Raw genomic sequence first — 12,835 nt, forward strand, 5'->3', positions numbered from 1 at the left:
GGTTCAGAACGTCGCGAGACAGTTCGGTCTCTATCCGTCGTGGGCGTCGGAAAAGTGAGGGGAGTCATCTTCAGTACGAGAGGACCGAGATGGCTTGACCGCTAGTGCGCCAGTTGGGGGGCCTCCTCCAGAGCTGGGTAGCTACGTCAAGAAGGGATAAGCGCTGAAAGCATCTAAGCGCGAAGCCGACCCGAAGATAACTTTTCCCACTCTCTAGAAGAGTCAAGATCCCAGGAAGAAGACCTGGTGGATAGGCTGCGCGTGGACGCCTGGTAACAGGTGGAGCGGAGCAGTACTAATGATCGTACGGCTTGTTTCCCATTCTGTTTCTTCGCGAATGTGGTGAGTCCTTGTGGTGTGAGTGAGAGCGGTCTGAGATCGGACCTGAGCACGAGTGAGAGGGCGAGCGGCACGGGGAGCAGGAGCAGGCCAGCGTGGCTCAGCAAAATTGAGGGAGTACTTCTTTGGACAGGTTACAGATACAGAGGAAGAGCCGATAATTATTTGAGCTAAGCTCAAATAATTATCGGCTCTTCTTTTATCAAACACGCGCAAAGTTGACGATGAGAAGAGTTTGCTTGCAACGCTCGCCTACGCGCTTTGCTCCTGGAAACGGAAGAGACGCAAGGCCAGGAAAAAGCAGATCAGGCCATACCCAAGCAGGCCAAGGATATTGAACTGCACCTCGGAGAGGCCTTTTCCGAAGATCATGACACCGTTTAGCCCATCAATTGCCCAGGCCGTGATGCCAATTTTGGCTATCTGCTGCATCCATTGCGGTTCCGACCAGAGCGGCCACCAGGAGCCGCCAATAGCGGACGTTACCAGCGTGGTCAATGTGACAATGGGTGTGAGCTGTCTCCTCGATTTGACGATTGAGACGAGTAACATGCCGAGACCCGTGGTCGCGAAACTGGTGCTGACCAGCAGGAGCGCGATGGCCTGCCAGGAGCCAATGTTGAGCTTGAACACGTAATAGCCAATTGTAAAGAGTACGCTCAATTGTAGGAGCGTGAGCAGGAACTGGGCGATAAGCTTGCCCCCAAGCAGGGCGTACCTGGGTACCGGGGCAATCAGCAGACGGCGAAATGTTCCCTCTTCCTTCTCCTGGAGAATGGTGGATGCAGCCGAGTTGAGACCAAACAGCGCGAAGAGTACCGCGAAGCCCGGCAGCAACTGGTCGAAGTTGTTGCTTTTGGGTGCGCTCCCTGTTGTAAGCATCTGCACCAGGCTTATATTTTTACTTGTCTGGCTGGCTTCCCCAACCGTTTTACTAATGGCTTCAGGTTTGATAGTTGCATAATTACAGGTATTTGCTGGCTGCTGGCAGACAGCTTGCACCTGCTGAACGGCGGCGCTCCCCGCGTAGAGGGCGTCGATCTGGCGATTGATGACACTGGTGACGAGCTGTTGCGTGAAGGTACTGCGTTCATCTCTGCTGTTAGGGCGGGTGTAGAACTGAATGACGTTGTTCGGCGTTTGGCCTTTGCTGGCGGCATCCTGGAGCCTCTGCGAGGTTCCCGTGGGGATTATGATGCCTGCGACCGCTTTTTCGTTCTCCACCTGCTGTAAGACTTGCTGAGAAGTGCTATATCCCTTCACATTAAGTTTAAAGCTGCTATTGGTTCCTTGCAAGGTTTTGACAATAGTATCCCCTACGCGCCCACTGTCCTGGTTGTTGACGGCAACCATAAATTCTACCGACGCGTTGTTGCTGAAGGCGCTGCCAAAGGCACTGCCCATAATGCTGATCAGCAAAAGCGGGACGAGAAGTAGCAGAATGAGCGAGTGTTTATCTTTAATGACCTGCAAGAGGTCTTTTTTCGCGATATGCCAGAGCGTTCTCATTGAATTGTTCTTTCAGTCTAGTCCCGTAGCGTTTTGCCTGTAAGCTGGATAAAGAGTTCTTGTAGTCCTCGTGGTCGTTGAATAGTGCGTTCTGGTTCTAGCCGGGCAAGTAGCTGGGGCAATGTGCCTATAGCAATGATGCTCCCTTCATTCATGATCGCGATACGCTGGCAGAGGCGCTCGGCCTCTTCCATATAGTGCGTTGTGTAGAGAATGGTTGTTCCCTGGTCGCGCAGGAGCTCGATGCTTGCAAAGATGTGCTCGCGCGATTGCGGATCTACTCCGACGGTTGGCTCGTCCATGAGCAGGAAGGATGGACTGTGCATCAAGGCAATGGCGATATTGAGTCGGCGCTGCATGCCGCCAGAGAAATGCTTCGGTGTATCTTTGCGCCGCTCGTAGAGCCCCACAAAGTTGAGGACCTCTTCGGCGCGCTTCTTACGTTGCTGACCAGGAATGCCATACATTTTGGCAAAAAAGGTCAGGTTCTCCAGGGCGCTTAAATCACTATATAGTGCAAGCTCCTGTGGCACGACGCCGATGTGATATTTGACGGCTCTGCCTTTCTTTTTGACAGAGAGATTGCGAATGTAGGTATCGCCAGCGGTGGGACGTAGGTAGCCACACATCATATTGATGACGGTACTTTTGCCCGCGCCATTGGGCCCGAGAAGCCCAAAAATTTCTCCTCTATTTATGCCAAAAGTGATGCCTTTGACCGCTTCCAGCTTGCCATAACGCTTCACCAGGTTTTGCACCTCAACCTCGGCCACGCTTTTTCTGTAAATGGTATTAGGCACCCGGTCGTTTAACTTTAAGGTCGCATCAAACACTTTTCTACTCCTTAAGACGTTTTCACATTCCCTCCCACTCACCTCTATTGCGAAAACATTGGATTATGCCATGTGCATGTTGTTGCCTTTACTTCTCGCGCCTGCGGCGCTCGCTTTGTTTAGTGTTGGCGTGGCTATGGCAGCCTGCGGCTGCCATAGCCACGCCAACACTAAACAGGAATTGCTCAAGCAGCATGCACGTGGGTCTGGGTAGTTGCTACTTATGTAAGAAGATTGCTCCCTCCATGTGTGCTGGTGTGCCAGGGAGAGCAATGACCACGCTGTCAGCGCGCCCTTGGCACAGTGTTTAAGAAGAAAGAGATACGGTGGTTAGCTTACAGCCTCTGCTGCCAGCTTCTCCGCCTGTCCAGACTCGATCTTCTCTTTGATATTTTGCTGGTTCTCTATGGTGTGAGCGTTCATGCGGTCAAGTACGACAGGCAGGGGATCGGGATATTTGGGGTCGAGCTCGAAGTCCTGGGTCCAGGTCATCTTTGTACCCTCTGGCGCGGCCTCGCAGGTCCACTTCAAGTGCATGTACGCGAAGGGATAGAGTGGCTCTTCGCGCTCAGCGGTGGCGACCATTTGCTGGTGGTCTAACAGGCGCTGAGAGCGCCAGGTGTTGCCCTCGGCATTGGTGAGCTGGAAGGTCAGGCGGGTGTAGCGGCCTTCGCTCTCGCGATTGAGAATCTTTGCACCGTGGTACTCGTTGAAGAGAATGGGCCAGCGCTCGATGTCATTGGTGATGTCGAAGACGGTCTGCGGGTCTTTGCAAATGATGATGCTGTTTTGAATGCGTGGCATGGTTGTAATCCTCCATATTATATTTTTGTGTTTGTTTAATTGGCGATTAGGAAACGGCTACCTGTTTGTCCATGAGGGCTTGCAGGAATTTTTCTACGTCGGCAAAGGTCTGTAATTTACCCAGAGCGGCGTCATCAATAGTGAGAGGGAGGCGCTTCTCAAGCGCGACCGCCATCTCGACGATCTCGGTGGAGTCCATATCCAGGTCATCTTTTAGTCTGGTTGTGGGCGTCACCTTGCTAATATCAATGTGCAGGTCCTGCATGACATGGAGAAGTTCCGCACGAATATTCATAGTTTCTATCCCTTTTCTCGTTAGTAATTTATTTACAAAGTAAACAGGGGAATTGTGTGGGGGACTGGTTTCTTATTCCGCTCACCAACCCCCATTCGGGGGCACTGCGGCACTTTCGCACCTAGCCTGTTGGCTCAGGTGAGCGGAAAGGAAGCCCACGCCCCGGCAGGAGGGTTTCCCTCCTGCACCTCCCTTTTACTATGAAGCAATCACAGTGGCGATGGCCATGCCCGCATCGTGTGAGATGCTAAGCATCAGGCGGGTGTATCCCAGGTGCTCGAATGCGGCCTGCGCACGTCCGTGAAGCCTGATATATGGCTCGCCATACGTCCCATTCAGGATCTCGATTTCATTCAGTCCCACCAATTGTCCCTGGCTCGCCAGGATCTTTTTGACGGCCTCTTTAGCGCCGAAGCGGCCTGCCAGCGAGCGCCAGCGATAGCCATCGGCGTTCTGGCAGGAGTGGCGCTCCTGGTCAGTAAAGAGCCTGACCAGGATGCGCTCGCCCCAGCGATTGTAGATATCCTGCATGCGTTGTATATGCACCAGATCTACCCCAAGAGCCTGTACGGTTGGCAGAAGCGCGAGCGATTGCATGGGTGCTTGAATGTTTTGTATCTGGATCAGGCCACGGTTGCCGGCCAGGCGCTCACTACCATACATGCGTTCACTCCTCCAAATCCGCGTGAGACGACGAGGGTGTTCCGGAAGGATTCCAGTTTCTGGGCATTGCCGCGCACGAAGTTCAGGTCAAAACCGGGCGCTGGCTGATCCAGGTTGGCAGTGGGCGGAAGCTCCTTCTTCGCCATGGCGCGTAGGGCCAGAGCTACGTCCGCTGGGGCTGCCGCGCCAAGCATATGCCCGATGGCGGACTTAGGAGCCGTAACCGGGACATCCTGGCTGCGTGCGCCAAAGGTATCCTTGAAGGCGTAGACCTCGGTCATATCCTCTACTGGAATGCCGGAGCCGTGAGCGAAGATGGCGTCGACCTGTCCAGCCTCCAGGTCTGCGTGACGCAGGCTCTTCTGGATGGTCTTAGCCAGGATGTAGCCATGCGGCTCAACAGTGTAGAGCGGGATATAGCCATCGCTGCCGACCGCCCAGCCCTTGAGTTCTCCGTAGATGGTCGCGCCACGGCGCTGTGCATGTTCCAGCTCTTCCAGAATCAGGAAGGAACTGCCTTCGCCGAGGACGGTTCCGGTGTGTTTGCGCTCAAAGGGGCGATAGGCCGCACCTGGCTGCTTGTTGCCGTGGCGGGTGAGATAGCCTGCGGTCTGGCAGCAGAGCCAGGCGTAGGGTGAGAGCGGCGCTTCGGTCCCGCCCGCGATAGCCACGTCGGCCTGGCCACGGCGAATGACATCTGCACCATGAATGAGTGCGTAGGCGCCGCTGGCACGGTCAGAGACAAAGGTACGCGCTGGCCCTTTGATGCCCAGGTTGATGCAGATATTGCCCTGGGGCGCCGCGGGGAACCAGGCCGTGGCCTGGTAGGGGCTGACCTCGCGTGCGCCGTCGCGCCACAACTCGCGCAGTTCGCGCTCAGCGAACTCCCAGCCGCCGAGAACGTTGCCGACCATGACAGCGACGCGCTCCGGGCGAACGCCGTTCTCGGCATCCACACTCAGGCGAGCGTCCGCCAGGGCCTGGTTGACCGTGGCGAGGGCCAGGTGCGTAAAGCGGTCCGTGCGTTTGACGGTGCGCGCTGGCAGCTCCTGTTGCGCGTCAAAGGTGTTGGCCTGGCCCGCGACCTGACACTGGTAGCGCGCGGGATCGAAGCGGTCAATGGTCTGTGTGCAGGCCTCTCCCGAACGAGCGCGCTCCCATAGCTCGTCCATGCCTATTCCCGCGGGTGTGATACACCCGATACCTGTGATGACAACCTTTTTCATTACTTCTCTCCTGGTGCTGCTCTCAGAACCATTGATGCGTGTAGCCCTGCGAAGCCACTGGCGTTGGTGAGGATGACATCACCATTCCAGGGGCGTCCCTGGTTGGGCACGTAGTTAAGGTCGCAGAGGGGATCGCGCTCTTCATAATTGATGGTAGGATGAATATAGTGGTGCTCCAGGCTCAGGGCGCAAGTGACGACTTCCATGGCGCTGGCTGCTGAAAGAGCATGTCCCTGCATGGACTTGGTGCCATTGACCGGAATCTTGTATGCGTGATCGCCCAGGGCCATTTTGATCGCACTCGTCTCGCAGCTATCGTTCTGCGTCGTCGAGCTGGCGTGCGCGTTGACATAGTCGATCTCTGTTGGCTGGATGCCGCTTTGCTCAATCGCGCTGTTGATGGCGCGGGCGAGGTCATCCCCATCGGAAAGGAGGTCGGTCATATGCAAGGCGTTGGAGGTGTTGGCGAAGCCTGTGATCTCGGCGTAGATATGCGCTCCACGACGTTTAGCGTGCTCCAACTCTTCCAGAACCAGGACGCCACAGCCCTCGGCGAGCACGAAGCCATCGCGCTTGCCATCGAAGGGACGGGAGGCGTGCTGTGGCTGGTCGTTATGGCGCTGCGAGAGGCAGTGAATGATCTCAAAGGAGGCAATGGTTACCGGTGTAATCGGCGCCTCGCTGGCACCCGTGAGCATGATGTCCGCGTCGCCATTCTGAATGGTTTCAAAGGCATAGCCAATGGCGTCGAGTCCGCCAATACAGCCGGTCGAGAGTGTTACGCAGGGGCCTTGCAGACCCATGAGCGCGGAGATCAGAATACCCGGTGTGTTTGACATTGAGGCCAGGAAGAGATTGGGGCTGACCTTGCTGGGATCGATCTCTTCGCGTCCCAGGTTGGTGACCTTGATAAACTCTGACTCCATCTGGCGTGTGCCACAGATCGCGGTTGAGAGGGCGACGCCGGCCCGGTCGCTGTCGATGGACTTCACATCAAGTTTGGCATCCGCGACGGCTTGCATGGCTCCCGCGACTGCGAACTGGATAAAGCGGTCCAGGTTCTGTACTTCGCGGGGAAGCCCAAGCTGCGCGGGATCGAAGTTATCGACCTCGGAGATAACCTGCGAGGCGAAATCGAATTTCTCAAACAACTGACAACTGGTTACCTGTGAGAGGTGTTTTGTCGCGCTGCGACCAGCAGATAATCCCTGCCAGTACTGTTCTTTGCCGATACCAAGCGGACTGACAACACCTAATCCTGTCAAGACAACTTTGCGCATTTCTTTTACCTCGAAGCTAAGAGCAAGGGGAGTGGCCCTATTCTCAGTTCTTTTATCTGTTCAAAACCAGTGGCTCGTAACCATGTATGGAACTGGGTCGTGGTGAACACGCCGCCTTCCTGGGAATTGAGGAAGAGGCTCAGACCAATCATCAGGGCCGCCGCTGGCCCGGTTCGCTCATCATTGGGCATGACATCGGCGAGGAGCAGCTTTCCGCCTGGTTGGAGCAGGCGATAACATTCGCGTAAGAGGGCCTGGCTCTTGCGCGCTCCCTTAAAGCGACATAAGTGGCCAACAATAACCAGGCTAAAGCTCTCGGAAGGCAGCGAGCGTAGCTCCAACTGTGTGGGTTGAAGAAGGATACGTTCTTGCAGACCAAACCGTGAGACCTGTTCATGTAGGTCTGGGAGGAGACCTGGCTCGTCGCGTGCGATGATCTCGACGTGTGGATGGCGTAACGCCGTGGCAATGCTCCAGGCCCCGCTGCCCGCGCTGACATCGAGCACACGCCCTTGTAGCTCGGTATCTAGCTGTGAGGCGGCCTGCCAGGCCGCAGGAAAGACCAGCGGGAAGAGGTGTGTGAACATGCCAGGGTCTTGCTCACGGCCCTCAGGTGAACCCCAGTCTCGCCGCAACTTCTTCTTGCCTGTGCGCATGACCTCGGTGAGGTTACCCCAGGTATCCCATTGCTCCATGACCGCGCTCAGGTGGGAGCCGATATAGCCCGGCTGCCCCTCTACCAGGTAGACTGCCGCGAGTGCGCTTAAGCTGTAGGCCTCGCGCTTCCGCTGGAGGAGCTCGAGTCCCACCAGGGCATCGAGCAAGGCTTGTAGCGCCTGGGCGTTGCAGCTCGCGACCGTGGCTAGCGCGGAGCAGGTGTGTGCTCCCCCCGCGATGTGCGTAAAGAGCTTGAGCTCAATTGCTGTATCAAGGACCCTGGCTCGGGCAAAGCCAAAGTTGATGTCTAAGAGTGGCGCGGCAATCGGTACCTGTAGGTAGGGCGCGAGCAACTCTTGATTGGGAATTTGCAGTACCATAATTCCTCTTTTACACAATCGCTACAGCACGAACCCAGGAGGCACCGGCATCGCGAAGCGCGATGGGAAAGCAGGCAACCTGGAAGCCATGAGATTTCGGCAGGAGGTGCAGATTCGCTAGCCGCTCCATGTGGAAGTATTCGCGCTCTCGCCCATACATATGTGTGGGCCAGAGCTTCTCCGAATCCTCGGTCGCGAGATAGGACTGAACCATCTCCATGAAGGGGAGATCGAAGCCGTTGGTATCGATGCCAATGACCTTGATGCCGCGTTCCACAAGCCAGCGAGTCGCCTCCAGTGTCATTCCCGGGTGAGCCGAGAAATACTCTGGTCGAGGCCACAATTTATCGGAATCCGTGCGTATGAGAACAATATCCTTGGGTTGTAGTTCATAGTTGGCGCGCACCAGGGCTTCTTGCAGATCGGCGACCGTAATGGCGGACCTGGGGTCCTTGTGCGAGAGGTCCAGCACAACGCCATGTCCAAAGCAGTATTCAAGCGGGACCTCGTGAATACGGCGAGCCGGCTTCCCTTCACATTCGGGACCGAAGTGATAGGGTGCGTCAAAGTGCGCTCCACAGTGCACCGAGACCGTGTAGACCTCGTTGCTGAGAAACTTGCCATCAGGAAAACTGTGGCGATTCGCCTTATGGCGCAGGCGCAGGTAGCGCCGGAAGCCATTGAGCCTCTTGCGCAGGGATGCCTTCTTGGGGAAGAAGAGCGCGCGCCAGATCTGGTCACCGCCCGTGGTGTGATCGGTCGTGCGTATCCCTCCAAAGTTTGGATCGCGTGGATGGGGCTCAATAGGCAAGCTTAAGTCAATAATCTGCGGCATAATGTAGCTCTCAAACAATGCAAACAATGTGAAGGCATAGCCAGTGGGTAGCCATAGACGCTTCTGGTACGGATAAGAGTGTTGCCTTTCGGAAAACCTGAGCGCGAAGCGCTAGCCGCGAGAGCGGCGTTGGTTTCCGAATAAGATCTAATGGATGAATAAAAGATGGATTAAGGCCTCCTCCTCAGAGAAGAGGAGAGGAAGAGGCTTATTTATATAAAGAGTTGACAGTAGGGCCAGAAACTAGCGACGATGACCAGCGGTCTCCTCGTACTGGTATGGCTCCTCGGTCAGGAAGTAGTTGCGGATGGGCGGGCGCTCCGTGGGAGCGACAACCAGGAAGCGGCAGGTCTCATCACTACCGGTAATGAAGCCATGGGGCTCGTTGCGAGGGATGAAGATAACATCGCCAGCGTTGAGCTTCACGTCGCGCTTCTCCTGCGGCAACTGCAGCGTCATCGAACCCTCGAGGATGAAAATTTCATGCTCCCACTCATGGTAGTGAGGGGGGGTTGAGCCATTGGGCATGACCTCGAAGAGGCTAAGGACGAAGCGGTCCGCGCCATCGGTAGTATCAATGAGACGCTTAATGGTGGCCTGCTTGGCACCTGGCTCGCGAACGATATCGGTTGGGACATCCTGAGAACGAAGGTGTTTCATTGTAGTAATCCTTTCTTGAATGCATACCGTCTACTATTTTTTAAGGACTAAGAACTGAGAACTAAGAACATATTAGATCTGATCTGACTTGATCTCGCTTCACGCGCTTCTTATGTCCTGTTGAGTTAAGTATAGAGTACGGTAGAAAATAAATATTCAATTACCTTATAACTAGTTATGAGTAGCTTGCACTAACAAATTGCTGGAAAGAAAGAGGTAAAGTTTCATGACTTTTGCCCATGTTCGTTAATGCCTGTGTACGCTACTGCGTACACAGGCTGTGTAGGGGCAGAGCTTGCTCGGCCTAAAAGTCCATGCCAGCATGAACCCTACAATTTTGACGCAGGTCGCAGTAAGCGTGGTTTGATGCGTTCTTGCCAGCAGCCGAGGGCTGTGATGCGCGTAGGAATCGTACCAATCACAGGGGCGCGTAGCAGCAGGCGGGCGATTGGCGGTAGTTGGAAAGGCATGCGTGCATTGAGAGACTTGACGATCTGTTGCTGGATCAGGCCAACCCAGCCCTGGGCGATGCGTGTACGTAATTCGCGCCTGCGCTGTACGGCGGCCAGATCGCTCTCGCTGAGTGTTTGGTCTAGCAGGGGCCTGGTGAGCAGATTGGCCGCCGCAATCGCGTCCTGAATGGCCAGATTGATGCCGACGGAGCCGATGGGCGACATGACGTGTGCCGCGTCCCCAATAAGCAAGAGACCAGGGCGATGCCAGCGCTCCAGGCGGCTGGATTCAATCGAGAGCAGCGAGACCTGCTTCCAGCTATCCAGGTGCTCAACGCGATCAGCGAACCAGGGGACGCAGCTCTCCACCTCTCGCTGAAGCGCTTCAATGCCCGCCTGTCTCACCTGCTGATAGGTCCCTTTGCTAATGGCGCAACCAACCTGCCATTTATCGTCGCGATCCAGGAGGATGATAAACATGCCGGGCGCGAAATGCAGTTCGACTGCTTCAGAGTGTGGATCGCTCTCATGACGTGGGAGATGGAACCAGAGGAAGTCCAGTGGTGGCGAGAGCGTAATGGGCGCCATATGCGCGAGGCGCCGCGTCCAGGAGAAGCGTCCATCCGCGCCGATGGTCAGCGCGGCCTGTACCTCCACCTCGCCCTCGGGCGTGCGATAGCGTACGCCACGGATGCTTCCCTCCTCTTCCAGCAGGCGCTCGACGCGCGCCCCCATCACGAGCTGAAAGTGGGGGTATTGCCTGGCCTCTTCCACCAGGAAATTGAGAAACCTGACCTGTGAGAGCTTCATAATATAGGGGTAGGGCGATTTCAGGCGACGAAAATCGTCAAAGGTAAGCTGCCTCTCTCCCATATGGAATTGGACGTTATAGGCCCTGGTATGGGGGAGTTGGAGCAGGCGCTCAGTCAGGCTGAGCGCCTGCATCTCTTCCAGAATAGATGGATGAATGGTATCGCCACGAAACTCGCGCGCAAAGTCTTTATGCGCCTCAAGTAGTATGACAGGCACCCCCTGACGCGCGAGCAGCAGGGCGAGAAAGGCCCCGGCTGGCCCCGCCCCCACGATACAGCAGGTTGTCTTCTTAATCTCATGTATGTTATCCTGCTGCGCGGAAAACTCCTGAACCTGTGGTCGCTCCGGCAACGCTTTGCTCATCGAAAATTATCCTTTCCAATTGTTACCCGTATTGCTCCTATATTTCAGTATAGATAGCAATCACAAAGCGATCACACTTAGTGACAAAAATGTGTACTAAAAGTTGCGATATATGCCTATATAGAGTTAAAAGTGAAGAGTTACAATAGAAATAAGAACGCATTGAGATACGCAAAAAATATTAAAATGAGTAAAGGCTCTCGTATAACTTTGCTCTACTTTTAATAGTTTTCGTTGAGAAAAGGGAAGTTATGCGCCTATTTGCAGCCAGGTGGTTACGAGGACTAGGGATTGTGCTCTTATGCCTCGCAAGCATTTTTATTACTGGCCAGGTATTTCTCCGTATTAGGCGCAGGCTTCACCCGGAACCCATGCCCCCTGAAATCGCGCCATACCTGGATGCTCCGCTCAGGCGCAAGCTCTTTGGCTCCCCGGAGCACATCGTAGAGCGTGCGGGCGTGGCGCCGGGTATGCGCGTCCTGGAGATCGGGCCGGGGCCGGGACTCTTCACGACTGTCCTGGCGTGTTGTGTGGCTGCGGGAAAAAGCTCTGGCAGCGTCACGTGTGTGGAGGTGCAATCGAAGATGATTGAACTGCTGCGCCAGCGCCTGGAGCGGGAAGAGGTGAGCAATGTGGAGATCATTCAAGCGGATGGTTGCCATATGCCTTTGCCCGAGGGGAGCTTTGACATGGTCTTCCTGGTGACGGTCGTAGGCGAGCTTCCGTATCCAGTGGCGTTCTTCCGCGAGTGTGCGCGTGTGCTCAAAGTGGGAGGTGTAGTATCGGTCACAGAGCAACTCTGCGACCCTGATTTCTGCCTGCCAGGTATGGTGCGCAGGTGCGCCGAAGCGGCTGGGCTGGAGGATGCCGGATATGTGGGCATCCCCTGGTGGTCTTATACCGCGAGCTATCGCAAAACTGCCCCTGGCAGTGTTGTCTCTTCCCAATAAGGAAGTATGGCGTTTCTACCTTCTTAATTAGGTAGTACCTGGAAAGGGTATCTAAGCTTTATGTCCAAAGAACAGAGCGAGCAACTGGTAAAACGTTTCTTCGAAGATGTCTTCAGCAAGGGTGACCGCGCGGTCGCCAATGAGATCCTGGCTTCGGACTTTGCCTTTTATGGTCCCCCCGATGGCATTCGTGGTGCTGAGGGTTTCCTGGGCTTCAGTAGTGAGATTCGTAGCGCCTTGAATGTTCAGTTCAAGATTGAGGTCATTATCGCCGATGACGAGAAGGTCGCTGCCTATGCCATCATGAGCGGTGTCCACCAGCGTGATTTCCACGATATTCCCGCCAGCGGCGTGCGCTTCGCCCTCCCACGCATCGACAACTTCGTCATTTATGACGGCCAGATCCATGAAGTGCGCACCACTTTTGATCACCGCGTCCTGCTTGCGCAACTGGGTTCACCCGAAGAGGATGCCGACGATCACCTGACACACGTCGCGGCCCGCTCACAGCGCGCCTAACGCCCGTCTTTTCTAGCTCGCACAGCGCGTGAGTTAGAATTCAGAGGTCTAAGCCAGGAGGTTGCTAACAACGTTGTTAGCAACCTCCTGGCTTAGACCTCTTCCTCCTCAAATGCCTCGTTAAGTGCGACCAGGCGTTTTTGCAGGGCGTAAATAGCGGCCTGGGTGCGGTCGGTAAGGTGCAGCTTGGAGAGAATATTGCTGACATGTGTGCGGACCGTGGGTTCGCTGAGGGCTCTGCCGGGATTAGCGAGAAA

13 protein-coding genes, 1 rRNA gene and 1 pseudogene (1 of these 15 cut by a window edge) are annotated in these 12,835 nt (G+C 55.4%); 3 read left to right on the forward strand and 12 right to left on the reverse strand.

All coding sequences use genetic code 11. The features are described from left to right. Positions 1-319 (forward strand): 23S ribosomal RNA (locus JMJ16_RS45855); it begins 2,647 nt to the left of the window's first position. A 272-nt stretch (positions 320-591) separates the two neighbouring features. Here JMJ16_RS45855 and JMJ16_RS45860 read toward each other — a convergent pair. The 11 genes from JMJ16_RS45860 to JMJ16_RS45910 form a co-directional block, all read right to left on the reverse strand. Then, entirely contained in the window at positions 592-1,848 is a 1,257-nt protein-coding gene (locus tag JMJ16_RS45860) for an ABC transporter permease (protein WP_201392514.1), read from the reverse strand. Positions 1,849-1,865: 17 nt separating this feature from the next. Continuing rightward, positions 1,866-2,681, reverse strand: a complete 816-nt coding sequence (locus JMJ16_RS45865; RefSeq protein WP_201392516.1) for an ABC transporter ATP-binding protein — start codon at positions 2,679-2,681, stop codon at positions 1,866-1,868. Between the two features lie 330 nt (positions 2,682-3,011). Next, entirely contained in the window at positions 3,012-3,485 is a 474-nt protein-coding gene (locus tag JMJ16_RS45870) for an SRPBCC family protein (RefSeq protein ID WP_201392518.1), read from the reverse strand. A gap of 46 nt (positions 3,486-3,531) precedes the next feature. Continuing rightward, positions 3,532-3,780 (reverse strand): acyl carrier protein, encoded by a 249-nt coding sequence (locus tag JMJ16_RS45875; RefSeq protein ID WP_201375333.1) that lies wholly within the window; start codon positions 3,778-3,780, stop codon positions 3,532-3,534. Between the two features lie 198 nt (positions 3,781-3,978). After that, positions 3,979-4,443, reverse strand: coding sequence for a holo-ACP synthase (gene acpS, locus JMJ16_RS45880; RefSeq protein WP_201392520.1), 465 nt, complete (start codon positions 4,441-4,443; stop codon positions 3,979-3,981). Next, positions 4,404-5,669, reverse strand: coding sequence for a beta-ketoacyl synthase (locus JMJ16_RS45885; protein ID WP_201392522.1), 1,266 nt, complete (start codon positions 5,667-5,669; stop codon positions 4,404-4,406). The genes acpS and JMJ16_RS45885 overlap by 40 nt, the downstream gene beginning before the upstream one ends. Then, a complete protein-coding gene (locus JMJ16_RS45890; RefSeq protein ID WP_201392524.1) occupies positions 5,669-6,949 on the reverse strand; it encodes a beta-ketoacyl synthase in 1,281 nt (426 codons plus the stop codon). The genes JMJ16_RS45885 and JMJ16_RS45890 overlap by 1 nt, the downstream gene beginning before the upstream one ends. Before the next feature lie 5 nt (positions 6,950-6,954). After that, positions 6,955-7,986 carry a methyltransferase dimerization domain-containing protein gene (locus tag JMJ16_RS45895; protein ID WP_201392526.1) on the reverse strand — a complete coding sequence of 344 codons (1,032 nt, stop codon included), beginning with the start codon at positions 7,984-7,986 and terminating at the stop codon, positions 6,955-6,957. A 10-nt stretch (positions 7,987-7,996) separates the two neighbouring features. Continuing rightward, positions 7,997-8,821 carry a cyclase family protein gene (locus JMJ16_RS45900; protein WP_201392528.1) on the reverse strand — a complete coding sequence of 275 codons (825 nt, stop codon included), beginning with the start codon at positions 8,819-8,821 and terminating at the stop codon, positions 7,997-7,999. 243 nt (positions 8,822-9,064) lie between these two features. Continuing rightward, positions 9,065-9,481, reverse strand: a complete 417-nt coding sequence (locus tag JMJ16_RS45905; RefSeq protein ID WP_007919161.1) for a cupin domain-containing protein — start codon at positions 9,479-9,481, stop codon at positions 9,065-9,067. 329 nt (positions 9,482-9,810) lie between these two features. Then, positions 9,811-11,109 (reverse strand): FAD-dependent oxidoreductase, encoded by a 1,299-nt coding sequence (locus JMJ16_RS45910; RefSeq protein WP_201392530.1) that lies wholly within the window; start codon positions 11,107-11,109, stop codon positions 9,811-9,813. Positions 11,110-11,360: 251 nt separating this feature from the next. Here JMJ16_RS45910 and JMJ16_RS45915 point away from each other — a divergent pair, with 251 nt between their 5' ends. Both JMJ16_RS45915 and JMJ16_RS45920 read left to right on the forward strand, forming a co-directional pair. After that, positions 11,361-12,059 carry a class I SAM-dependent methyltransferase gene (locus JMJ16_RS45915; protein ID WP_201392532.1) on the forward strand — a complete coding sequence of 233 codons (699 nt, stop codon included), beginning with the start codon at positions 11,361-11,363 and terminating at the stop codon, positions 12,057-12,059. Positions 12,060-12,119: 60 nt separating this feature from the next. Then, positions 12,120-12,578, forward strand: a complete 459-nt coding sequence (locus JMJ16_RS45920; RefSeq protein WP_007919155.1) for an ester cyclase — start codon at positions 12,120-12,122, stop codon at positions 12,576-12,578. 92 nt (positions 12,579-12,670) lie between these two features. On the opposite strand, the pseudogene JMJ16_RS45925 reads toward JMJ16_RS45920, so the two are convergent. Beyond that, positions 12,671-12,811 (reverse strand): annotated as a pseudogene (locus tag JMJ16_RS45925) (LuxR C-terminal-related transcriptional regulator); the annotation flags it as partial. Positions 12,812-12,835: the final 24 nt, after the last annotated feature.

Source organism: Ktedonobacter sp. SOSP1-52, assembly GCF_016587395.1.